The sequence below is a fragment of the Pontibacter sp. JAM-7 genome, from assembly GCF_048548695.2.
In the GTDB taxonomy this organism is placed as follows: Bacteria; Pseudomonadota; Gammaproteobacteria; order Pseudomonadales; family Balneatricaceae; genus Neptuniibacter.
In genome coordinates this window covers 125,157-149,406 of sequence record NZ_JBLYIF020000003.1, presented here as the reverse complement: position 1 = coordinate 149,406, position 24,250 = coordinate 125,157, and the positions used below count along the sequence as shown (strand labels likewise).

Here is a 24,250-nt window from a genome sequence, read left to right as displayed (position 1 = left end):
AGTTCGGGATTACCCGATCAAGCTGGTCACAAATAACAGTATGGCATGCCAGATACGTTTCATCAGGCCACCTTCGTTGACTGAGTTCAACGCAACTAAAGGCACTTCGGCAACGGCTTCACCCTCGAGCGTCACCCGTACCTTGCCGTAAACCTGCCCCTGCTCAACCGGTGCTTTAATAACACGGTCGATATCCATAGTAGCTTCCAGCTTATCGGCCTGACCGCGGGGAATGGTCACAAACAGTGGCTGGTCTATGCCGATATTGACCTGATTCTGCGCGCCGGACCACACCTTAGCGGTATTCAATACCTTGTCAGCATCATAAAGTTTATGGGTACGATAATAGCGAAACGCATACGACAGCAGCTTTTGGCTCTCCCGCGCGCGGGCTTCCTCATCACTGGTGCCCATAACCACCGTAATCAGCCGCATACCATCACGTTCTGCTGATGCCACCAGGCAATACCCTGCCTCTTCAGTGTGGCCGGTTTTCAGACCATCCACCGTTTTATCGCGCCACAGCAGCTTATTCCGGTTAGGCTGTTTGATGTTGTTATACGTGAAATATTTCTCAGAATAGATGCTGTAATGCTGCGGGAACTGCCGAATGATCGCCTTAGCCAGAATGGCCAGGTCCTGCGCCGAGGCATAATGGTTTTCCGCTGGCAAACCAGTAGCATTCATAAAGTAGCTGTTTTCCATACCCAACAATGTGGCGTGCTGGTTCATCAAATCAGCAAATGCTGACTCACTGCCCGCGATATGTTCAGCGACTGCGACAGAGGCATCATTGCCGGACTGAATCACAATACCTTTAATCAGATCACCCAACCGCACCTGGGTGCCTTCGCGAATAAACATCCGGGATCCGGCGGTTCGCCAGGCCTTTTCACTGACCAATACCAGATCATCTTCGCTGACGTTACCCTTGTTCAGTTCATATTCCAGGATATAGGCCGTCATCATTTTGGTCAGACTGGCAGGAGGAAATGGCTTACCTTGGTCTTTCGCTGCAATTATTTTCCCGGTATCCGCATCCATCACCAAATAAGCGCGGGCGGCAATCTGCGGCTCCGCTGGAATCAATGCCGCCTGGGCGGGCAGAGTTAGAAAAAGAACTAACGAAAACAGAAACAAAGAACACTTGCTACGCATGATCATCCAGTCTGTGAATAGTGAATAAAAAAAACCGCCGAATCCTTCGGCATATTTTCGGGCCACTCTACTTAACCCCTCAGGGGAAGTCCACCAACAGCGGGCTGCTAAAGCCCAGCCGCAGCAAGCGTTCCTTAAGCTCCAGCAACGAGGTGCCCGCAGCTAAAGGTCCGAGATGCACCCGATATAACCTTTGGTTACCGCGCAATACTGAGCGGGTCTGCACTGCAAGCTCTGACAACTCTTTACGCAGCAGAGTTTCAGCCCGTATCGCATTAGTTTGACTACCATAAGCGGCCACCTGCAGGTAACGTCCGACCACACCTTCCGGTTGGCGCGAGGCTACAGGTGCGCTAGCCATTGGTGACTGAGTAATCTGCCCGGTTTTTTGCCAGGCAGCCGGATCTATAGCTTCCACGCGCACCCGGCCTGTTCCGGTTCGCAAAATATCCAGTTTTGAAGCCGCCGCATAAGACAGGTCAATCAGGCGGTTATCATGAAACGGCCCCCGGTCATTTACCCGGACAATGACCTGACGGTTATTGGCCAAATTAGTGACCCGCAAATAGGTGGGTAAAGGCAGGCTTTTATGCGCCGCTGTCATGCCATACATGTCATAGACTTCGCCATTAGATGTGGCATGGCCATGAAATTTTCGCCCGTACCAGGACGCGGTGCCCTCGGCGCGATAACCAAGCGCATTGGACATCACCCAGTATTTTTTGCCAAACACCTCATAGGGGCTTTTATTACCGCCCCGACTTTTGGGTTCAACCCTGGGTACCGCATCCGGTATATGGGAAACATCCACCGGTGCCGAGGGTGCCGCATCATGCTTCATCGAATACCGACCACTATTTGGCCCCGATGAGCAGGCCACTAAAAGCCATAGGGGCAACAATACAATTAGAAACCGGATTGGGCGCTTCAGCATAATATGTTCAGCCTGCCTGACTGGCCTGATAAGCCGCTTTGATCTGCTCACTCAAGCGGTAAACCGCCATGGCATAGAGTCGGCTATGATTGTAGCGAGTAATAACGTAAAAATTGTGCAAACCAAACCAGTACTCTTCACTGGTATTAAGCTCCATTTTCATCAGTGTTGCTGGGGAATTTTCATCAAATTTCAACGGCGCAGAAGCGCCTTTTTCCCGCCACTGGCTTAGGGTCAGACTGGGTTTCAGGCTCTGGTTAAACCACTCATCCTGAGCCGGCTGATTGAATACCACCGGTGCTAGCACTGGCTCACTACTGCGCCATTTATGCTCAGCAAAATAGTTGGCTACACTGCCAATCGCATCGACCCGGTTATTCCAGATATCCCGTTTGCCATCGCCATCAAAATCCACGGCATACGCACGAAAACTGGAAGGAATAAACTGGCCATACCCCATGGCCCCGGCATAAGAGCCCTTCAGTGCAGCAAAGTCGATCTGTTCTTCTTGCACCATACGCAGATACTCGGTGAGCTGACCCTGAAAGAAGCTACCACGTTTCGGATAATCAAACCCCAGCGTAGCCAATGCATCCAGCACCCGGTAACTGCCAGTAATTCGGCCGTAACGGGTTTCAACACCGATAATAGCGACAATAATTTCCTCCGGCACACCATAGGTAGCAGCGGCCCGGGCCAGAGCGGCCTGGTTTTCATGCCAGAAGGCAACACCCTGATCCACCCGCTTCGGCTTCACAAAGATATTACTGTACTGTTCCCAGTTCAGGCGTTTCTCTGCCGGTCGGCTCATCGCTTTAATAATCGAGTCCTGACGCTTGGCCTGGGACAATACCTGTCGCAAATACGCTTCAGTAAAGCCTTCAGCCTTCATGGATTCAATCCAGCTCTGGGCTTCAGGGTGGTCCGCATAATTTTGCTGGCGATCCGGGGCCGTGGCCGTTGCAGAACAGCCCGTCAGCAACAAAACCAGACTCATGACAGACAATAGAAAATCCTTATTTCTTTTGCTCACGTTCCTTTTCTCCCGGACGTTTCAGCGTGCAGCTGACAGGTCCTACTTTTTCAACATGGTGCGATGATTATGAATGGACATCAGAATACCAAAACCCGCCATCAGTGTGACCAGGGAGGTTCCGCCATAGCTGATTAATGGCAATGGCACCCCAACCACGGGTAACAGGCCACTGACCATTCCGATATTGACAAACACATAGACAAAAAAGGTCAAAATAATACTGCCAGACATTAAACGGCCAAAACTGTTCGGTGCCTGGGACGCCATTATCAGCCCCCGGGCGATAATCAATAGATACAGCGTCAGCAGAATCAAGACACCGATCAGCCCCAACTCTTCCGCTACCACGGCAATAATAAAGTCGGTATGTGATTCGGGCAAAAAATCTAACTGCGACTGCGTGCCGCCGAGCCAGCCTTTACCATAAATACCACCGGAGCCAATTGCTGTTTTAGATTGAATGATATTCCAGCCAGCACCCAAAGGGTCACTTTCAGGATCCAGAAAAGTCAGCACCCGCTGCCGCTGATAGTCTTTCATCACTGCCCAGAGCGCTGGCAATGCTGCACCCAGCACACCCAATGCGGCAAAAATAAAACGCCAACGAATCCCCGACAGTAACAACACAAATACCCCGGAAGCGGCAATCAACAATGAAGTGCCCAAATCAGGCTGCTTCATGATCAGTGCGGTGGGCAAGCCAATCAACACCAGGGAGACGATGACATGTTTAATGCTGGGGGGGAGTGGTCTGGATGACAGGTAATAAGCCACCGTCAGCGGCAACACCAGTTTCATGATTTCTGATGGCTGAAAACGAAAACCCGGCAGCGCCAACCACCGCTGCGCGCCTTTGGCGCCAACACCAAATAGCAGCACCGCGACTAATAAGCCAACCCCGATAACAAATAACCAGGGAGCCCAGCTACCTAGAAAACGCGGCGTTAATTGGGCCAGAAAGATAAGCACAAAGAAACCCGCCCCCATCCGCAGAGCCTGCCGGGTGACATACGCCATATCCTGGCCAGAGGCACTATAAAGCACAAACAGCCCAAAGCCACACAGCATAAACAATAACAGTAGCAACCAGGCATCCAGGTGCGTATGGCTCCACCACCCTGGCTGACGGCTAAGATAGGTGCGCGATTCAGGTAAATAGCGTTCAAATTCGCGCCCGACCATCACTCTTCCTCCTGAATACGCGGGTCAGTACCTAACAGATAGGCATCCATAATTTGACGGGCGATCGGTGCCGCAGTAGTCGAGCCACCACCACCGTTTTCGACAATCACAGAGATAGCAATTTGCGGTTTTTCCAGCGGCGCAAAAGCAACAAACAAAGCATGGTCCCGATGAATCTCTGCCAGCTTCTCGGCATCATATTCTTCATCCTGCTTAATCCCCACCACCTGAGCGGTACCGGTTTTACCCGCAAATTGATAAGGTGCATCCGCGCCTACTCGACGCGCTGTACCAGTGGGACCTTGCACAACATCATGCATACCTTTGATGATGGTATCCCAGTACTTGGGGTGATTCAGCATCACATCATCTGGCTTCGGTTTCATCGAACTCAGATCCGGCGCTACCAGCTGAATGCCCTCGTCTGTCTGCTCTCGGTAAGCTTTCAGCATATGCGGCTGCAACCAACGTCCACGGTTAGCAATCACCGCCGTAGCAGTCGCCAGCTGCAAGGGTGTAGCCACCAAAAAACCCTGCCCAATACTGAGGTTAAGTGAGTCTCCGGTATACCAGGATGCCTGTCGACTGAGTTTTTTCCATTCCCGAGAAGGCAAAATTGCAGCCAGCGCCTCAGGCAGGTCCAGACTGGACACCTGGCCAAAACCAAACATACCCAGGTACTTGGACATGGGATCAACGCCCATTTTATGCGCCACACTGTAAAACCATGTATCACAGGACTGGGCGATCGCCTCATTCATATTCACCTTACCGTGACCATATTTTTTCCAGTCACGGTACTTACGTCCACCGGTTGTCAATGTGTACCAGCCAGGATCAAAAATACTGTAATTAGGACTCACCACGCCGGTATCAATCGCCGACAGCGCAATAATCGGCTTAACGGTAGAGCCTGGCGGATAGCGACCGCGCAGCGCGCGATTAAACAACGGCAGGTCACTAGATTCCCGCAGGCCGTTATAATCTTTTGTCGATATACCCGTGACAAACAGGTTAGGGTCATAACCCGGAGTGGACACCAGGCTCAAAATACCGCCGGTTTTGGTATCAATCGCCACCACAGCAGCGCGTCGGCCCTGGAGCAGGTGTTCGGTGATCTGTTGCAAGCGCAGGTCGAGATGCAGCACCAGGTCCCTGCCCGGCTTAGGATCAGTTCGTTCTAACACCCGCATAACCCGGCCACGGGCATTGGTTTCCACTTTTTGAAAGCCCACTTCACCGTGTAGCTCACTTTCGTAGAAACGCTCTACCCCCAGCTTACCGATATAATGTGTCGCGGAATAATTGGTAGCATCAACCCGCTGCAGCTCCTGCTCATTGATGCGTCCGACATAACCCAACGCATGCACTAATGAGGAGCCATCAGGGTAATAGCGAATCAATTCTGCCTCGACCCTCACCCCAGGCAGCCGATGGTAATTAACCGAAATGCTAGCAATTTCATCATCGGTCAGGCGAAACCGCAGGGGCACAGACTCAAAGGGGCGGCGACGTTGCTTAAGGCGGGTTTCAAAGCGCTCAATTTCACGCTCGGTGATGGGAATAATCTTTTGCAAAGCAGCCAGAGTCTGAGCCAGGTCCGTCACTTCCTCTTTCAGGATTGTCACACTGTAACTGGGGCGGTTATCAGCCAGCAAGGTGCCGTTACGATCATAGATCAGGCCCCGGGTAGGCGATACTGGCTGCAGTTGTACCCGATTATCATCCGACATCGCCACATAGCGATCATGCTGTATTACCTGCAGATAATAGAGTCGACCGACCAGTACTGTCATCAGCACAAGCACGACGGCAAAGGCGAGAAACGCCCGTACCTTGAAGGTATGGCTTTCCCGACTATAGTCTTTCAGACGCTCATGCCCAGACATAAAGGCGTGTCTAACTCCTATTTATGGTACGGATGTCCCTGCAAAATCGTCCAGGCTCGGTACAGCTGTTCCGCCAGCATGACCCGCACCAGCGGATGGGGCAACGTTAGTGCAGAAAGCGACCATTTCTGATCAGCTAACGCGCTGCAGCGCGGATCCAGGCCATCCGGCCCACCCACCAGCAGGCTGATATTACTGCCGCTCATGCGCCAGCCATCAAGCTTTTCTGACAGCTGCGCGGTAGACCAGTTGCGGCCATGAACTTCCAGCGCCACAACCCGGTCAGCTTTACCAATGGCCGCCAGCATCTGATCCCCTTCCTGGCGGATTGCCCGGCTTGGGTCAGCACTTTTGCCGCGATAACCCAACGGCAACTCAACCAGCTCAAGCGTCATATCTGACGGCAGGCGCTTAGCGTACTCCTGATAACCGGCATTTACCCAGTCCGGCATTTTTCCGCCCACCGCTATGATGCGTATTTTCATTGCAGGTTCATTCGGTGACGGCGGTTTCTACACCCCAGAGGCGTTCCAGGTCATAAAAACTGCGGGCATCTGGCATCATAACGTGCACCACCACATCCCCCAGGTCGACCAAAATCCAGTCGCCCGCTTCCTGGCCTTCTGTGCCCAGCGGCATGAGACCTGCTTGCTTGACCTGAATTACGACTTCCTCCGCCACCGAAGCGGCATGGCGACGGGAGGTGCCACTGGCAATGATCATGTAATCGGTCACTGTCGAGCGGCCTCTTACATCCAGTAATACAATTTCTTTGGCCTTCATATCTTCCAGTGCGTTTTGCACTAGGGCAATTGTCTGTTCAGTCTGCATCTGCTCGTTTCAGTTAGTTAAACCATATAAATGGTGAGATTGTATGTAATGCCAGACTGGGTCCGGCAACAGGTAACGTGGTGAAACACCGCTATTGATGGCTGTACGCACCTGCGTGGCCGAAATACCCAGCGGGGTCAGTTGATGAAATAAAATCCGGCCAGCCGGTGCCTGCCACAGCTGTTCTGGTGCCTCAGCCCTATGTTTCCGGCTGAAATCAGCCAATGCCGATGCAGCATCCGGCTGATAACCCGGCCGGGCCACCACCAGCAGATGGCAATACTGTATAAACGCCTGCCACTCATGCCAGTCCGGCAATGTATGGTATGCATCCATACCCATAATCATGCAGATAGGCACAGTCACACCCAACTCCTGTCGCAGGCCTTGCAGGGTATACAGGGTATAGCTGTCCTGGGCAGAGCGGATTTCACGGTCATCTGCCACCAGCGCTGGCTCATCCGCCACCGCCAGTTGTAGCATTTCAAGCCGCTGCTGCGCGGTACACCCCGGCACCCCACGATGCACCGGAGAGCGGGACGGCACCAGATGTATAGCCGGCACATCCAACCACTGCTGCAATTCCAACGCCGTTCTCAGGTGGCCATTATGCACCGGATCAAAGGTACCACCCATAAAAACGTAAGGTTGATGTGGCTGCATCACTAGTTACTGACGAATATGACCGTCACCAAGGACGATATATTTTTCAGAGGTGAGCCCCAGCAGCCCCACCGGACCACGAGCATGTATTTTATCTGTTGAGATACCGATTTCGGCACCCAGACCATACTCAAATCCGTCGGCAAAGCGGGTGGAAGCATTGACCATCACCGAGCTTGAATCGACTTCACGCAAAAAGATCCGTGAGCGGCTGTAACTTTCGGTAATGATACTATCCGTATGATGCGATCCATACTGATTGATATGACGAATTGCGGCCTGCATGTCATCTACAACCTTGATGGACAATACAGGTGCCAAATATTCTGTATGCCAATCCTCTTCTGTCGCCGATTTCACGAAGGGCAGGATCGCTTTAACTTGCTCACAGCCGCGCAGTTCAACACCCACCGCCTGATAACGCTCGGCCAGTTCCGGCAACACTTCAGCCGCAATAGCCGTATTGACCAGCAGAGTTTCCATTGTATTGCAGGTACCGTAACGGTGAGTTTTCGCATTCAGTGCCACATTGATGGCTTTGCCTTTATCTGCCTGGTCATCGATATACACATGACAGATACCATCGAGGTGTTTAATCACTGGCACTCGGGCTTCATTGCTGACTCGTTCAATCAAGCCCTTGCCGCCACGCGGCACAATTACGTCGACAAACTCCGGCAGGGTAATCAATTTACCTACCGCAGCACGGTCAGTGGTTTCCACTACCTGCACAGCAGTACCGGGCAAACCTGCCTGATCCAGTCCGGTGCGGATACAGGCAGCAATAGCCTGATTGGAATGTATGGCTTCAGATCCGCCACGCAAAATTGTCGCATTACCTGACTTCAAACAGAGGCTAGCCGCTTCAACCGTTACATTAGGCCGAGACTCATAAATAATACCGATAACGCCCAGCGGCACCCGCATCTTACCCACTTGGATACCACTAGGCAGGTATTTGAGATCAGCAATCGCCCCTACTGGATCTGGCAGAGTAGCGACCTGACGCAAGCCTTCAATCATAGCGTCGATACGCGCCGGAGTTAGCTCCAACCGGTCCAGCATGGCATCATCTAACCCACTGTCACGGCCAGCAGCCAGATCCTTAGCATTGGCCAAGGCCAAAGCCTCTCGACTGGCATCCAGCGCTTCCGCCATGGCCAACAACGCCTTGTTTTTCTGCTGGGTATCGGCACGGGCTACCAGACGGGCGGCATCACGTGCGGCCTGGCCCAGTTCTGTCATGTACTGTTCTACGTTCATACTGCTCATCTCATTCGTGAAGCAGGCATTATAACGCTGCTGGGACCCCGGGTCATGGGGCGGTGATAATTCCTGTTCACCGATATGGAATTGAACTGTTATCATGCCAACCTGAACGACTCAGGATTTCTCCCGTGGCCAGAGACCGCAGCTTAAAACAGATCAAGACCCGCTACCTGCTTTTGATGGTTGTCGCCGTTGTATTGCTTGCCGGTCTATTGCTGAGCACAGTATACCTGCACCTATCCAGTCAACGGCTGGCCCGGGTAGACACATTACAGCTGGGACAAAGCCTGGCCAGCCAGACGGCCATCATGAGTCGGCCTCTACTGCTGGCCAATGACCGCATCAGTATCAATTACCTTGCCAACCAGATTATTCAACTGGATTACGTCACTGGCCTAGAGCTGAAAAATCCCGATCTGATGGTCGTTGCCCGCGCCGGTAACGCCACAGACCTCAAACTGGAAGCCCCGCTAGGCGGTGAACGTCCCCTTGGCACCCTGACACTTTGGTTAAACCCGGCACCCACGCTGAGCCTGATTCGACAACCACTGATCCAGGCAGCGTTTCTGGCCTGCACAATCATTTTCATTACACTATTCAGCCTGTGGTACAGCCTAAGACATCGGGAAACTGCCGATGTGCGCACTAAAGCCACACCTGAGCCACCCGACTTTGCCGCGTTTTTGCAGCAACAGACTGCAGAAGAGTTACCCCTGACAAACAACAGCGAGCCAGTTACCGGAATAGATGCAGAACTCGAAATCCCGCCGGAGGCACCTCAGCCTGAAGCCGTTGCAGATCCTGAACCAGTAGCCACCGACCGCGACGCACCTGAAGATGACACCCAGGAGCTGGTAGCTCTGCTGAAACCCGCTCGTAACGCCATCAACCACATGCCACGATTTGAGCATCACCCGCACGACCTGCCCGAGTTTAATAACAACAGCGAAACCCACTTTGAGTTACAGGAACAAGAGGTAGCAACGCATCCGGTTGCAGCCACCGAAGCAGCAACCAAGCGGGAAAATCCGCTAATGAAACACCTGCAGCAGCGGCAGGAGGTGCAACTCAACCTGTATCCATTTGAGCATGAGCTTGAGTTAATGCTGGCCGCCGAAAATGCCTGCTACATTGTGTATATTGATACCGTCACCCACGGTTCGGACAACACAGAGCCAGAACTGCGCCAGCAACTGCTGCAAGTCTACCAACAGTTAGCACTGCAGGTCGCCGGCATCTATCAAGGTGAAGCAGAGAAACTGACCTCAGGGGATGTCATTATCCGCTTCAATAATGCTCAGCAGAGTGATGAGCACGGTATCAATGCAGTGTGCTCTGCCATGCTGTTTACCCTGCTTTACCGCCTGTACAACCAAAGCCGGATTCGCCAATTCCAGCCGGTTCTGAATCTACAGACTGCACTGGCACGGGGCCACCACAACAAGCAAAGTTTATTACTAGAAGAAGCAAGGTTCCTGACCCGCACCATTCAAAGCAATGCGCTAATCAGTCACACTGCGCTGACAGAAGCCCCCAAACTCAAGCAAGCATTGTTGCAGGATGCCGATATCAGGCGGGAAGATGAAGACAAGGTGATCATGCATAAGCTACAACCACGTCACCAGGACTTATTACAGAAGCAAGCCAACCATCTAATTAGCAAATTCTTTAATGCGCTTATGCAGACAGAGTCAACCACGAAACAGACACCAGATTAACCCTGCCGGAACTGACGATAGCGACGCCGGACACTATACATGCGCAGATCAGCAACCTTGAGCAAAGTTTCCAAATCCAAGCCATCATCGGGAAACATTGCCCCCCCCACCGAACAGCTAATCAACAGATCATTGCGATGTAATAGCTCATAATCTGGCGTCATGACATCATGCAACTGTTCAGCCAGCTTTCGGGCTGCTGCCAATGCGTCACGTTGCTGAACCAGCAGCACAAACTCATCACCCCCGGTACGGGCCAAAAAATCACCCTCTGCCAGATAGGACTTAAGCCGGTTAGCAATATCCAGCAACACCCGGTCACCTATACTGGGGCCAAGTAACTCATTGATCCGGCGAAAATTATCTACATCCACTGCCAAAACAGACAGAGGCTTATCCTGACTATTGGCCTGACTTAATAACTTACTACCCTGTTCAAACAGTGCCCTGCGATTCGGGCTGCCGGTCAAATCGCAGATCATCGTCACCTGCAGCGCAGGCAGATGCATCTCAGCTGTATCCAGCGATTCAAGCACGGGTTTAACCGCCCGGCGACGGGCAGTAAATAGTAGAACAACCACCGCGAGAATTGCCAGTACCCCACAGAGCAGAACAACAACCTGAAAAATACGATTTTCAATTGCAGCAAACTGCTGATTACGCGCGCGATCAACATGCTGGCGCAGCAGATCAAGCGCAGCCGAGACACCGTTGCTGTCCATTTTCATCTGTAGATCAGCACCGGGCACAGCCTCACCGACATCAACTGCCTGCCGGATAAGCTCCAAATTGCCCTGGAAAGCATCCAGCGTTTGCCTGATAAGCGATAGCGCCACCCGCTCTTCCTGAGCCAAAGCGAAATTCTGATATGCCGATAGCGTTTCGCGAGCAGCCTCAATGTTGTGTTGAGCGAGGGTATAAAACTGACTGTCTCGGTGGAGCATATAATCTTTGAAGTGATTAACTAACCCGCCGTAACCCAATAGCCCTTGAAGTTGAAACACCGCCAGTTCCTTGGCTGCGGTTTCCTGTTCGTAGCTCTGCCATTTATGCTTTAAGTCGATCATCAGGGACACACCCCCAGCCAACATTAAAGCCAACACTAAAAGCAGTAGCCTTGTCACCGCAGTCACCCGTTTATCTGCACGGGTTTTTAACCAACGGCTATCCATGGCATTCATCAGGATTCCTCTGACACTTTTACCTTCCGTAGTAAACCAGTCTAGAAGTAGCCGCTATTGATTGCTAGCTTTTACAAACACCGCTTTCAAACAGCTGTTTCCGGTTCTATTTGCCTGTTTAACAGCGCGACAGCATCATCCAAAGGCACCGGCTTACTGAAAAAATAGCCCTGGCCAATATCACAGCGATACTGACGCAGCATCTCCAGCTGCGTTTCATCTTCAATGCCTTCAGCCACCACTTTTAAGTCCAGCGCATGCGCCATGGCAATAATAGTGCGCGCCAGTGTCGCATCCCCTGCGTGGTTGGCCATATCCCGCACAAAGGCACGATCAACCTTCAGGCAACTGACAGGAAAGCGCGTAAGGTAACTGAGGGAGCTATAACCGGTACCGAAGTCATCGATGGTCAGTGAGGTACCGAGGTTAAGCAAACGCTCCAACCTTGGTAATAGAGACTCAACATTATCGGCCAACAGACTTTCAGTAATTTCGAGCTCTAATTGATCAGGCTGTATTGGCGTTTGCTCAAGCACCTGGCGCACAAGATCGACAATTTCATCCTGCGCTAACTGACGCAATGACAGGTTGACTGCCATATTCAGCTTGCTGTCCGATGCCGCCTGTAACAGCACCAGATCATTACAAGCCTGCTTCAGAGCGAACTCACCCAGTTCGTTGATCAACCCTGCTTCTTCGGCGGCATGAATAAACTCATCTGGCCCCACCGGGCCCAGATCCGCACTCTGCCATCGCATCAGCGCTTCAAACCCGAGTATCTCGCCTGTCTGAATTGAGTTTTTACACTGGTAAACCATGTAAATTTCACCACGATCAAGCGCCCTGCGCAGCAGATTTTCCACATCGCTTCTGCGCTTCATGCCATATTCCAGTTCAGAGGTAAAAAAACTATAGCGTTTGCGTCCCTGTTTCTTGGATTCGTACAACGCAATATCGGCGAACTTAATCAAACCGGTCACATCATTGTTGTCATCGGGGTAACAGGCAATACCAATACTGACAGACACAAATAATTGCTTACCCTCTATTTCAACCGGAGTCTCCACATCGCGAAGAATTTTATCGGCCAGCTGATTGACTTCAATTTTGTCCTGATAGGTGGTGTAAACCATAAATTCATCACCACTGACATGGCAGACATATGCCCTGTCGCTACAGACACTTTTCAGCCGATCAGCCACCAATTGCAACAGCTGATCACCCAGCAAGTGACCAAATGTATCATTCACCACTTTGAAGTTATCGATATCCAGATAGAGCACCGCTACCCGGTGTTCATGCTGCCAGGCATCCTGCAGTGCCCGCGCCAAATCCTGATTACCTCGTAAGCGGTTGGGGAGTCCGGTCAGCGAATCAAAATTGGCTTGTCGATAGAGCTGAGCTTCAGCTTCTTTCCTGTTGGTGATGTCATTGACGACGGTGACATAATGCGTCATCTCTCCGGCAGCATTACTGATGCCGCTGATAGAAAAAGCGTACCAGTTACCGTTATATTCGGTCTGACGCTCTGCAAACCATTTTCCGGTTTCACTGACTTCTTTACCGATAAACACCAGATCTGCTTTCAGTTCACTGTAGGGCGCGAAATTGATCATTTCCCGGCCAGTCACCTGCCGGTGTAACCCAGACCCTTCATGTTCCAGGTCGAAATGACTGTTGGCATACTCGATCTGCCAATTGGCATTAGTGATCACAATACTACTGGGACTTTGCTCAACTGCTTGTGACAGTTTTTCCACATTACCTTCGGCCTCCACTTTTGCCGCGGTGACCTGACGACTGATGCGACTGGAGGCCCAATACGCCACCCCACCCACCAGCATAAACAGTAAAAAAATGCCGGTAACTGGCCGCATCTGGCTCGCCCAAACAGGAATCAGAGCCATCACCGGCTGGCCTTGCAACAGCAAAACCTGGTAGTCCGGTAATACATTGACCTGCAGTAATAGTCGCTGCCCGCCAATTTTCTGTTGCAGCCCCTGATCGGGTTGCGCAGCTTCTAGTTGCGCTTCAACAGCTTGCAATGTTTCAGCAGGCAAACGCCGTCGAAACAGCCCAGCAACCAGCCCATTATCCAACGGGTAGGAAAGATGGATCAGCCCCTCTCGCCCCACCAGCCAAAACTTGGAATTTGGGGAAATTGATAACTGATTGAGCAGGCCAAAATCCTCCTCTAAGCGGAAAAACACCACTACAATAGCTTCCACAAGCTTGGTTCCAGATAACTGCGGAATAAACAGTGGCATTAGTGGCGGATCAAGCAGACCTGACCGCTGCATAGCGCCTAATTGAGGTTTTTTATCCAATCTGGCCAGGTCAAACTGCCAGCGATTTTCACTGGAAAGCGGGGGTATCTGAGTGCGACTTGCCGTAACCAACACCTCGCCAGACGTATCCAATAACGCTAAACCGTCAATCATTTCAGAGCGCCCCAGCAGCTCATCCATAACGGTTTTTACCTGAGGCAGTTGCGCCTTATTACCCGGGTCTGCATCGTCCAGCGCCCGCGAAACTAGCCGAGCCTGTTGCGATAAGAAATCCAGCATCCGCTCCTGCAACATATCGGTTTGCTGGTTAAGCCGCGACAACTGGGTATTTTTTACATCCTGCCAGACAACGACTGCAAAAACCGTCAAGCCGACCAACAATAAACCACCAAAAAACAGAATCAGTATACGTAGAGGGTTGGCTTCACTATGCGCCATAATACTTCCTTGCTAGGGTAATTAACGCTTTATCAATACTAGGCGATTTCCCAGATAGTAACGTTGTTTCAGCTGAACCACATTTATTGTTCACCTATTCAATAGTAGAACAATTACGCCTTATGCAGCAGTTTTAATAAAACACCAAAGACGACTACAGATCAAACATTAACCAATTGAGGGAATCAAACAAAATCCATGTTTTTATTGAAAATATTTCATATAACGAGCATGCCCCAAAACCGCCCGTACACTCCGGACCTCTTCCCGCTAACACGCTGAATTTGATGCTTATTCACTGATATCAAAAGAGTGCACATGCCCGATCATTTTGATGCATTTGCACCTCTTTAATGCGCCTATAAAAAATACGGTTTATCTGGTTGAATCTGCCAATAACCGCCACTTAGAATCCGCGCTCACTCAATAAAAAATGCAGGAGCAACGAAGTGATTGCATCGACTTTAATGCAACAAAGTACCCCTGATATCAGTCTGAACGGCAGCGCCAGTTACCGTATTGAAGAGCAGCAAGTCATCATCACCATTCCGACGCTATCCAACAATCGCGACAATCTGTCCATCAGTGGCACCCTGGCGGTCGAATTGTGGGCACTGCCATATGCATACCAGGGCGGCGACTTCTCCGGTACAGCATTGGCAGCTACTGAGATTGGCGAAGTGCTGGACCAGCATTTCCTGACTACCTGCGAATACTGTCTGAACTTTACCGCGCCACCACCAGGTAGCTGGACACTTTGTCTGATGCTGCGTGAATGGAATGGCGAGAGTTTTGTAACCTGTGACTACATCAACTTTGATCTGCCATATGTGGTTGAAAACAAAACGCCTGTTAGCCGCAGTGAAGATGGCAAGATTATCGATGTCGACTTTACCAGCCGTAAACTTGCTCCAGCTCAGGCTGAAAACACAAAAGTTGAAGTTGCAGTAGAAGTTAAAGCGGAAAGCCCAGCTAAGGTCGAAGCCAAACCAAAAACGAAAGTCGCGCCAAAAGCAAAAGCCGTAAAACCTAAGGCCAAGTCTGCGACTAAGGCAGCCGTGCCTGAAAAAAGCGTTTCTATCAATGATGCGTCGTTGCAGGAGCTCGAGCAGGTTAAAGGCCTGAGCAAAAAACTGGCAGCTACCATCTACAATAGCCGCCCGTACAAAAAACTCGAAGATCTGCTGGCACTGAAAGGCATGGGTCCAAAATTGCTGAAACAACTGCAGAAATATCTGTCGCTGTAATAACACTCAGGCCGGGCAGCTTTACCTGTCTGGCCTGTGCTTATTGCTGCAGATACCGCCGCCAATCAACCACAGCAGCCCTAACAACTGCATCAACGCACAAACCCCAAACGCAGTCTGATACGCCACCAGTGGTAGTGCATCCGCCGTCCCCCAAAAGCCTGCAATCAGTCCGATACCCCACTGCATCAGAAACGCCCCCAGAAAAATCATCAGATTAAGTGACGTATTGACTCGCCCCAGCTGCTGCCGGGGAAAATGCTGCGACAGCACTGCAAACATCAGGGTACCTGAGGTACCAAAGAAGCCCAGTGCACACCACACCCAGCCTGGAGTCCTGCTAGCGGTGGAGAAGATCAGCAGTTGCAGCACTAGAAATATGACCATGCCAGCGGCACAGATCTGGTTGGGACTGAGTCCGCGATGCTGTAAACGATCGGCCAGCCAACCAAGACTGAAAAAACCACAGCACATACCCAGCGCCACCAAAAACAGCTGCTGAGAAAGCATCGCAGCGGACAGGCCCTCTATATCTCTTAACCAGAGGCCCAGCCATAAGCCCTGAATCGCCGCAAAAGCAGACTGCGCCAGCATACTGGCCGGTGCTCGGCGGTAAAATGCCGGCTGAGTAATGATCTGCCAGGTACCACACAACTGTTGCCGCAGCGTTTCTCCATGCGGAATGACCGTATGACGTGGCACCAACCAGTACACCAGCAAACTCACCAGTAAACATGCGCCCGCCAACCCCCAGAATAAAATGCGCCAGTCATACAGGTCGACTATCAACGCTACCGGCCGGGTAGCGGCCAACGCACCTAAACCCCCAGCGGTGAGTTGTAAACCATTCACCAACGGCAAACGCTGCACACTAAACCAGTGACTGTAGGTTTTAAATGCAGCCATCAGACAGGCTGATACCCCCAGCCCAATCAAACCGCGGCCCAGCATCAACTGCAAAATGCCTTGGGCAGTGGCAAACATGATGGCCCCAGCCGCAGCCAACAGCAGTAACAGCGCCAGCACCTGACGTGGTTCATAACGGTCCAGCAAGATACCCAAAGGTAATTGAAACGCCGCAAAACAGATCAGGTATGTCCCACTGACTAAACCAATTTCGCCCGCAGTCATGCTGATATCCACCAACAACTCAGGTGCAATAACCGCATTCACCATGCGAAACAGGTAGGAGAGGAAATACCCCAAACCAAAAGGCAGGAACAAGCGCCAGAGCAATGATGCGCCCATTCCTGTTGGTTCGTTACTTGACCATGCAGGTCGCGGCACCTGTAGCTTCACCCTGTCAGGCAGTTGCCGGCTCAGCCTGACGCCGGCTGTACCAGAACAATACAATAAAGACAGCTGCGCCAACCAATTTCAACACCAATGGCAGGTCAGGCCATAACAAGACCACCCCAGTCAGAAGGGCCAGCAAACGAAACAGCCAGTTAATCGGCCCCTCGAGATAACCTTCCATAGCCCCGGCCAGCGCATAAATACCGAGTACACCAAACACAAATACCGTCAGCATCTCTGTCAGCGTGCCACCAATCAGGCCGGTATAGGCAAAGAGCAACGGTACAATGTACAGCCCCTTGGCAATTTTCCAGGCCGTAACACCGGTAGCCATTGGCGGGGTTTTAGCAATGGCTGCAGCCGCAAACGCCGTGAGGCAAACCGGCGGAGTGACATTACTGTCCTGGGACAACCAAAAGATAATCATATGGGCTGACAACAGCGCCATCGACAATACAGCCGGGTCCAACGCCTGCTCCAGCAGAGTCGACTTAAAGTCGCCAGGGATCATCGACAGTAAAACTTCAGCATCGCCGCGCGCCATCGGCTCTGCTAATTTAGTAGCAGCCGCCGGATCAGCCAGCATGAAGATACTGCGCGCTGCTTCAGGTAAACCGCCATCCATCATCAACTGCAATAGATGAGCTTCACTGATCAGACCATACAAAGCGGGTGCGGACAGGGTACCCAAGACAATGTAAGAGGCCGTCACCGGCAACCCCATCCCCAGCACTAGTGATGCCAGCGCCACCAAAATAATGGTAATCAGTAGGCTACCACCCGCCCAGGAGCTGACCATCAATGAGAAGGTATTACCTACCCCTGTAGTGGCAATCACATTAACTATCAGGCCAATGGATATCAGCAACACGGCAGTAGTCGCCATATTTTTTGCCCCTTGCGCCAAGGCATCCAAAATATCCCGAAAGCCCATAGGCTGGCTGGAAAGCCATGAAGCAGCAATCACCGACAGGATACTCAAGCCGGCCGCATAAGTGGGGGTAAAGCCGTAAATCAATAACGCCACCAAGACCACCAGCGGCAGCAGATAGTGCCAACCCTCCTTAAACACCACCCCTAGCGGCGGTACATTATCCTCAACCGCATGCGCATGACTGCGTTTGGCTTCAATACGAACAAAGAAACCCACGGACAGGAAATACATCAACGCCGGTAGCGCCGCATAGGCAATAATTTCCAGATAGGGGATTTGTGTATAGGACGCCATAATAAACGCCCCGGCCCCCATCACCGGCGGCATCAACTGACCACCTGTTGATGCCGCAGCTTCGACCCCGGCAGCAAATTTCGCCGGGAAACCCGCCTTACGCATCAGCGGAATAGTGATTACCCCGGTTGATACGGTATTCGCGACCGAGGACCCGGATACGGACCCCATCAGGCCGGAGCCAAACACCGCAACGAAACCCGGTCCACCGACCATACGGCCCGCGGCACTTCGCGACAGCTGGACGATAAAGTCACCGGCACCGGATTTCACCAAAAAAGCTCCGAACAAAATAAACATAAACACAAACGTCCAGGAGATACGGGCGATAGAACCAAACATGCCCTCACCGCTGAAGTAGCTGCGGAATAGCAGAGTCTCCAGACTCAGTCCCGGAAAATTAAACACACCACCCAGATATTTACCCCACCAGAACACATAGGTCAGCGCGACCAGAATTAACACGGGGATAAACCAGCCAGTGGTTCTGCGGGTCAGTTCAAGCGCAACCCCGATTGCCAGAAAGGCAGCAAACCAGTCACTGCCAATAAAATGCACTCCTCGTTCATAGAGTGAATTCTCGAACAAGATCAGGTAAGCCGCTGTGGCCACCGCCACCAGCCCCACCAAGACATCAAGCAGCAGCAACCCTTTAGCATGCACGGCCCCGCGCTTCATCGGTACCATCAAAGCACACAGCAGGCCAAAACCACCAAAATGAATCGCCGAAACCCAGAGTTCAGACATGGTACCCAGGGTATTGAAGTAAATGTGCGACAGCGCCAGCGCAATACCCAGCCAATAGATCGCTTTACCAACCAACCCTTCAGCGCCGCGTTGGGTCAGCTCGAGTTGCTTGAGTTGTTCCAGGGTTTCCTGATCCGTCGCCATAGATTTATCGGATGCATCTCTGGTCATAACAGCACCTGCCAGATTGCCAGCCGGCAATGCCGGCTAGCGATTGGATTACAAAGACGGCCTGAACCTATTCAGACCGATTGATGGCACTTACTCAGCCACCAGGTGAGGAGGGATAGTCAGGCCCTGCTCGCGATAGTAACGCGCAGCACCCGGATGCAAAGGCACCGGCAGTCCAGCAATGGCTTTCTCAATCCCCATCGCTTTGGTGGCCTTATGAATACCATTCAAAAATGGCAAGTTTTCATAGATGTTTTTGGTCAGCAGATAGACATCTTCTTCCGGAATATCAGCCCGTACCGACAAGAAGTTCGGTTGTGCAATGGTGTTAATGACTTTGCTCTGGCCAGGATAGGTATTCGCCGGAATCACAAAACGGGTCCACAGCTCATAACGACCATTCGCCTGCTTCATCTGCTCATCGGTAAAATCCAGTACCGTCATATCGCTGCCCAGTGCAGCAAAGGCACGGGTAATCGCACTCACAGGCACACCTGCCGGAATATTTATACCTTCCACAGTGCCATTCTGCAGTGCATCCGCACTGGGACCGTAGCCCATATAGGCAAGATCGAATTTATCGGCATCCATCCCCAGTCCCTTGAGGATCTGACGACCAGAACCCTCGGTACCAGAATTACGCTTACCAATAGAAAACTTTTTGCCCTCGATCGCCGCCAGGTCAGAAACAGTCCCGGTTTTGACATGGCTGCTACGCACTGCAAAATGCTCCACGTTCTGCCATAACATGGAAACTGAACGCAGCTGTTTCTGCGGACCACTCTCCTGCACCTTGCCTTCGCCATTCCAGGCCCAGGCACCATACAGCCCCTGCATAATGGCAAATTGGGCTTCATTTTCTCGTAGGAGTTTAACGTTCTCACCCGAGCCTGCAGAACTTATTGCCGACAGCGAGAAGTTATGTGCTGGTTCCAGTTTTACTTTTGACAGGGTGGCCAGTGCCACACCCACTGGATAGTAGGTACCACCCGTGGAGGCGGTAGCCAGAATATAAGAACGTTTGTCCGCTGCCTGTGCAGGCAGAGCGCTCAGGCTTAACGCTGAGCCAAGTGTCAGAGCCAGGCCCAGACCTTTGATAAAACGGCGTTTGGTCGCTTGCATGGTGAGTGTCCTCTAGCGATTGTTATTGTTAGCAAAAGATTTCACGTACCTTTGGTTTAGCAAGCCTAGGGCCAACTGCCAAAAAATATTACAAGCGATTGATTTATATAAATTAAATATCTATATGGCGGCATAATCACCAGGCATGATCAGCAAAATATTGCCGATAAACTGGATTTAGATAAGCAAGATATTGCTGATAAGTGCTCAAGTAAGCGGAAAATTCGCTGCGCAGCACCCTATTTTTAGGCCAAAAATTCAGATAATCCCCCAGCGCCATCCCGTATCGGCAATTTCCCGCCTAGGACAGGAAGTCACTGCGGTTAATGCCATATTTATGCATTTTCTGGTTCAGAGTACGCCTGGGCAGATCCAGCGCATCCATCACCTGCTGAATATTACCCCGGTATTGCTGCAATGCCTGACGGATCACATGAGCCTCAAAGTTCTGCACCTGCAACAGTAACGGCAGCTCCCCGCTGGCGATATCACTCTGTTCTGAAGCCGTCGGCTGTAGTAGCTCAGTGAGATTGCACTGCGGGTCCATGCCAAAGCGTAGCGCTATATTACGCAACTCACGTACGTTGCCTGGCCAGGCATAATGTTGCAGCGTGCGCATCTCCTGAACACTGCATGGCTGATAATCTTGCTGCTGTTGTTGGGCACCCTGACGGGCATAAAACTCAAACAGTAACGGAATATCTTCTGTCCGTTCTCTCAAAGGCGGAATATACAGCTGGCCCAGATTTAGGCGGTAATAGAGATCTTGCCGAAACGCCTCATCCCCTTTCAGCTCTGTTTTGGTCGCGGCCACCACCCTGAGATTAAGTGACCTGGCGCGATTGTCGCCCAGGCGCTCGATACTACCCTGCTCCAGGGTACGAAGTACCTTGACCTGCAAATTAAGGGGCATGCTTTCAATCTCATCCATAAACAGCGTGCCACCCGCTGAAAATTCGAATTTACCAATGCGCCTTTTACTGGCACCGGTAAAGGCCCCCACTTCATATCCGAACAACTCACTCTCAAACAGACTTTCCGGGATAGCACCGCAGTTCAGAGGAACAAAAGGTTGTTCAGCACGGGGGCCAAATTCATGCAGGCACTGTGCGACCAGCTCCTTACCGGTACCGGTTTCACCATAGATGATCAGGTTAGTGTCGAGTTTGGCCAGCCGCAGAATTTCCCGCCGCAGCCGGTCCATTGCTGGTGACAAGCCAATCAGCCGGTCTTCAATACTGGCGTTGTGATGAAGGCGCTGTAACAGCCGCTGATTTTCCAGGGTAAGGCGGCGTTTTTCACAAGCCCGGTGCAGGGTTTCCACCAGCCGCTCGGGGTCAAAAGGTTTCTCAATAAAGTCATAGGCCCCTTCGCGCATGGCGGTGATGGCCATATCCACACTGCCGTGGCCTGTTACCAGAATAATTGGCAGCTCAGGTACCTGTTGCAGTGCCAGCTGCAGTAACTCTTGCCCGTCCATCTGCGGCATACGCACATCGGTGACCAAAATCCCGTCATAATCCGGATTCAGTACTGCCAGCGCAGCGTTGGCATTATCAAACTGGGTCACTGTAAAACCCGCCAATTCAAGCCACTGAGCCGTGGTCTGACGCACCGACGTTTCATCATCCACCAGAATGACCCGACCTCTTTGCTCTATCACCGTAGTGTTTCCTGTATTGATTCTGTGGTATCACGTTCAGCCAAAGGCAGACAAACCCGAAACAATGCGCCGCCACCAGCCTGGTTTTCCGCCCGTATCTGACCGCCAAAATCCATCACTATGCTGTAACTGATAGCCAGTCCCAAACCAAGGCCCTCGCCGACATCTTTGGTGGTAAAAAACGGATCGAACAGGTGCAGGCGGCTCTGCTCAGTAAAGCCCGGCCCCGTATCAGATACAGCAAAACAGGCCTGTTCAGCCTCTTGCCACACGTTAAGCTGCAACTGTTTCTTGGCACTGTGCCGCATCGCATCCAAAGCATTACGTAGCAAATTGATCAGCACCTGCTCAAGCCGCGGCTGATCCGCTTGCACCAGCGGCAGCGTTTGGTACTCCAACTGCAACTCAACTGCTTGTTCAGCAAGTTCATCTGAGAACATTGGCAATACCTGCTCAAAACAGCTAACCAGAGCCACGGGGGTCAAGCTCTGCGGACGTTTATGAGCAAACGTTTTCAACTGCCCGGTTATCAATGCCATTCGTTCAGTCATCTGTACTACTTGCTCTAGTGCCTTTTCTGCTGCTTCACGCTGCTCCCGCTGCAGCAACAAACGGCTACTGAACACTGACGTGCGAATTGCAGTAAGCGGCTGATTCAATTCATGAGCAATGGCTGCTGCCATAGTCCCCAATGCGGCCAGTTTTGATTGCTGAATCAACTCAGCCTGTGCTTCATGCAACGCCTGGGTACGCGCCTGGACACGTTGCTCCAGCACTTCATTCGCCTGCAGCAACGCCTGTTCGGCGCGCTTACGTTTACTGATATCCACCAACGTCACAAGATAGCCGTCACTTTCGCTCCAGGTGATTGGATTTATAGAAATAATTGCCGGAAACTGACTACCATCCAAGCGCTGCGCCACGGTTTCCAGCAGGTTAATCGGTGTAAAGGTAACAGGGTCAGCCAACTGTCCAGCGAGTGCTTGCAACTCAGCAGCAGATTGATCACTCGCTAACAGCTGCTCAATTGAGACCGCCATCAGTTGCGCCGCATCCACTGCAAAATACTGTTGTGCTCGGGGATTACTGAACAGGATAGCCCCGGTCTGATTAACCACCATCAAACCCGCCTGAGTATTCCTGATCACGGCCCGTTGCTGGGCTTCATTGGTTAAACGTAGTTCACGGGCCACTTGATGAGAACGCAACTTCAATTGGCGCTCACGGACAAACAGTAAAAACAGGATCAACGCCAGGCCACCGCCGACAATAAAGGCCGTAATCGAACGCAATTGCCGATAGACCGGTGTGAGATCAGTGAGGAAGTGCACCTGCCACTGCAAATCATCCAGCAATACCGACTGCACCAGATAGCTTTGTTGACGGCCAGCTGAGCGCAACACCGGCTGCGTTTTACCCAACAGCCAATCTGCATCCCAGTACCAGTTCGATGAGCCGGTTTGCTGCGAACCATTTCGTGCAGCCGTTAACTGCGCTCCCCGTAACCCTTCCAGGCTCGACAAAAACAGCTGCCCCTGCTGGTCACTGACGGCTAAATAATCCCGGCTGGTGCTCCAGTTGTCCTGCAGTTGGCGCAAGTCCACACCGACCACAGCAACACCCAGCAACTTGCCGGCAGCATAGACCGGCGCGGAAAGATAATAGAGCGGTATCTGTTTACCGGCAGCGAAATATCCGCCATATTCGCCATTTAAGGCACCTTGAAAGAAGGGTTGTTCATGCCCGGAACTCGGCAATGTACGCTGATTACTGCGCCAATCACTACTGGCCACAACGTGACCCTGAATATTCAGCACCCCCCAGTTAAGGGTGCCCGCCACCTGATTAGCCTGTTCTAAGGACTGACGTACCACAGGCAGCAGTTCAGGATCAGCGGTTTGCAATAACTGACGGACATTTTGATTCTGGGACAGCACAAAAGGCATGGGGGCAAAGCGATTTAGGTCACGGCGAATAGCACTGATATGCACCAACAGCCGGTTTTCTCCGTGTAAACGGATATCCTGCAGCAGGTTAGCCCGACTGACCAGCATGAGCTGCCAGCCGGCAACCAGGGTTAACGCCAGTACCAGCAGCAGCAACCCAACATGACTTATTGATTTCGAAAGCACAGCAGTTTTCACGGGCATATTATTCCGCTCAGAGGCCTCCATCAATACCTGCAAAAC

At 51.8% G+C, this 24,250-nt stretch carries 18 protein-coding genes; 2 read left to right on the top strand and 16 right to left on the bottom strand.

All coding sequences use genetic code 11. The annotated features are described in order from the left end of the window. Nucleotides 1-9: 9 nt before the first annotated feature. The 9 genes from ACFVYJ_RS05125 to ACFVYJ_RS05085 all read right to left on the bottom strand — a co-directional run bounded on the left by ACFVYJ_RS05125 (nucleotide 10) and on the right by ACFVYJ_RS05085 (nucleotide 8,956). Entirely contained in the window at nucleotides 10-1,158 is a 1,149-nt protein-coding gene (locus ACFVYJ_RS05125; RefSeq protein ID WP_419413967.1) for a D-alanyl-D-alanine carboxypeptidase family protein, read from the bottom strand. Nucleotides 1,159-1,237: 79 nt separating this feature from the next. After that, a complete protein-coding gene (locus ACFVYJ_RS05120) occupies nucleotides 1,238-1,999 on the bottom strand; it encodes a septal ring lytic transglycosylase RlpA family protein (protein ID WP_419413966.1) in 762 nt (253 codons plus the stop codon). 100 nt (nucleotides 2,000-2,099) lie between these two features. After that, nucleotides 2,100-3,125 carry a lytic murein transglycosylase B gene (gene mltB, locus ACFVYJ_RS05115; RefSeq protein WP_419413965.1) on the bottom strand — a complete coding sequence of 342 codons (1,026 nt, stop codon included), beginning with the start codon at nucleotides 3,123-3,125 and terminating at the stop codon, nucleotides 2,100-2,102. A gap of 42 nt (nucleotides 3,126-3,167) precedes the next feature. Further along, on the bottom strand, nucleotides 3,168-4,310 hold the full coding sequence (gene rodA, locus ACFVYJ_RS05110) for a rod shape-determining protein RodA (RefSeq protein WP_419414116.1): 1,143 nt from the start codon (nucleotides 4,308-4,310) through the stop codon (nucleotides 3,168-3,170). Continuing rightward, nucleotides 4,310-6,199, bottom strand: coding sequence for a penicillin-binding protein 2 (gene mrdA / locus ACFVYJ_RS05105; RefSeq protein ID WP_419413964.1), 1,890 nt, complete (start codon nucleotides 6,197-6,199; stop codon nucleotides 4,310-4,312). The genes rodA and mrdA overlap by 1 nt, the downstream gene beginning before the upstream one ends. 17 nt (nucleotides 6,200-6,216) lie before the next feature. Continuing rightward, nucleotides 6,217-6,684 (bottom strand): 23S rRNA (pseudouridine(1915)-N(3))-methyltransferase RlmH, encoded by a 468-nt coding sequence (gene rlmH, locus ACFVYJ_RS05100; protein ID WP_419413963.1) that lies wholly within the window; start codon nucleotides 6,682-6,684, stop codon nucleotides 6,217-6,219. Between the two features lie 7 nt (nucleotides 6,685-6,691). Further along, complete coding sequence (gene rsfS / locus ACFVYJ_RS05095; RefSeq protein WP_419413962.1) at nucleotides 6,692-7,030, bottom strand: ribosome silencing factor; 339 nt, start codon at nucleotides 7,028-7,030, stop codon at nucleotides 6,692-6,694. 9 nt (nucleotides 7,031-7,039) lie between these two features. Further along, a complete protein-coding gene (gene nadD, locus ACFVYJ_RS05090) occupies nucleotides 7,040-7,693 on the bottom strand; it encodes a nicotinate-nucleotide adenylyltransferase (protein ID WP_419413961.1) in 654 nt (217 codons plus the stop codon). A 6-nt stretch (nucleotides 7,694-7,699) separates the two neighbouring features. Next, nucleotides 7,700-8,956, bottom strand: coding sequence for a glutamate-5-semialdehyde dehydrogenase (locus ACFVYJ_RS05085; RefSeq protein ID WP_463255009.1), 1,257 nt, complete (start codon nucleotides 8,954-8,956; stop codon nucleotides 7,700-7,702). A gap of 134 nt (nucleotides 8,957-9,090) precedes the next feature. Here ACFVYJ_RS05085 and ACFVYJ_RS05080 point away from each other — a divergent pair, with 134 nt between their 5' ends. Next, entirely contained in the window at nucleotides 9,091-10,680 is a 1,590-nt protein-coding gene (locus ACFVYJ_RS05080) for a hypothetical protein (protein ID WP_419413959.1), read from the top strand. Here the strand turns inward: ACFVYJ_RS05080 and ACFVYJ_RS05075 are convergent. Both ACFVYJ_RS05075 and ACFVYJ_RS05070 read right to left on the bottom strand, forming a co-directional pair. Further along, nucleotides 10,677-11,861: a GGDEF domain-containing protein gene (locus ACFVYJ_RS05075; RefSeq protein ID WP_419413958.1), complete on the bottom strand. Its 1,185-nt coding sequence runs from the start codon at nucleotides 11,859-11,861 to the stop codon at nucleotides 10,677-10,679. The two genes, ACFVYJ_RS05080 and ACFVYJ_RS05075, sit on opposite strands and share 4 nt — an antisense overlap. Before the next feature lie 86 nt (nucleotides 11,862-11,947). After that, on the bottom strand, nucleotides 11,948-14,587 hold the full coding sequence (locus tag ACFVYJ_RS05070) for a bifunctional diguanylate cyclase/phosphodiesterase (protein WP_419413957.1): 2,640 nt from the start codon (nucleotides 14,585-14,587) through the stop codon (nucleotides 11,948-11,950). A 449-nt stretch (nucleotides 14,588-15,036) separates the two neighbouring features. Between ACFVYJ_RS05070 and ACFVYJ_RS05065 the strand changes: the two genes are divergently transcribed. Continuing rightward, nucleotides 15,037-15,834 carry a ComEA family DNA-binding protein gene (locus tag ACFVYJ_RS05065; RefSeq protein ID WP_463255006.1) on the top strand — a complete coding sequence of 266 codons (798 nt, stop codon included), beginning with the start codon at nucleotides 15,037-15,039 and terminating at the stop codon, nucleotides 15,832-15,834. A gap of 21 nt (nucleotides 15,835-15,855) precedes the next feature. Here the strand turns inward: ACFVYJ_RS05065 and ACFVYJ_RS05060 are convergent, their stop codons facing one another. The 5 genes from ACFVYJ_RS05060 to ACFVYJ_RS05040 form a co-directional block, all read right to left on the bottom strand. Then, entirely contained in the window at nucleotides 15,856-17,082 is a 1,227-nt protein-coding gene (locus ACFVYJ_RS05060; RefSeq protein ID WP_419413955.1) for an MFS transporter, read from the bottom strand. Nucleotides 17,083-17,137: 55 nt separating this feature from the next. Beyond that, nucleotides 17,138-19,276 carry a TRAP transporter permease gene (locus ACFVYJ_RS05055; RefSeq protein ID WP_419413954.1) on the bottom strand — a complete coding sequence of 713 codons (2,139 nt, stop codon included), beginning with the start codon at nucleotides 19,274-19,276 and terminating at the stop codon, nucleotides 17,138-17,140. A 90-nt stretch (nucleotides 19,277-19,366) separates the two neighbouring features. Beyond that, nucleotides 19,367-20,398 carry a TAXI family TRAP transporter solute-binding subunit gene (locus tag ACFVYJ_RS05050; RefSeq protein ID WP_419413953.1) on the bottom strand — a complete coding sequence of 344 codons (1,032 nt, stop codon included), beginning with the start codon at nucleotides 20,396-20,398 and terminating at the stop codon, nucleotides 19,367-19,369. Nucleotides 20,399-20,699: 301 nt separating this feature from the next. Continuing rightward, nucleotides 20,700-22,061, bottom strand: coding sequence for a sigma-54-dependent transcriptional regulator (locus tag ACFVYJ_RS05045; protein ID WP_419413952.1), 1,362 nt, complete (start codon nucleotides 22,059-22,061; stop codon nucleotides 20,700-20,702). Then, nucleotides 22,058-24,211 (bottom strand): sensor histidine kinase, encoded by a 2,154-nt coding sequence (locus ACFVYJ_RS05040; protein WP_419413951.1) that lies wholly within the window; start codon nucleotides 24,209-24,211, stop codon nucleotides 22,058-22,060. Before ACFVYJ_RS05040 ends, ACFVYJ_RS05045 begins: the two co-directional genes overlap by 4 nt. Nucleotides 24,212-24,250: the final 39 nt, after the last annotated feature.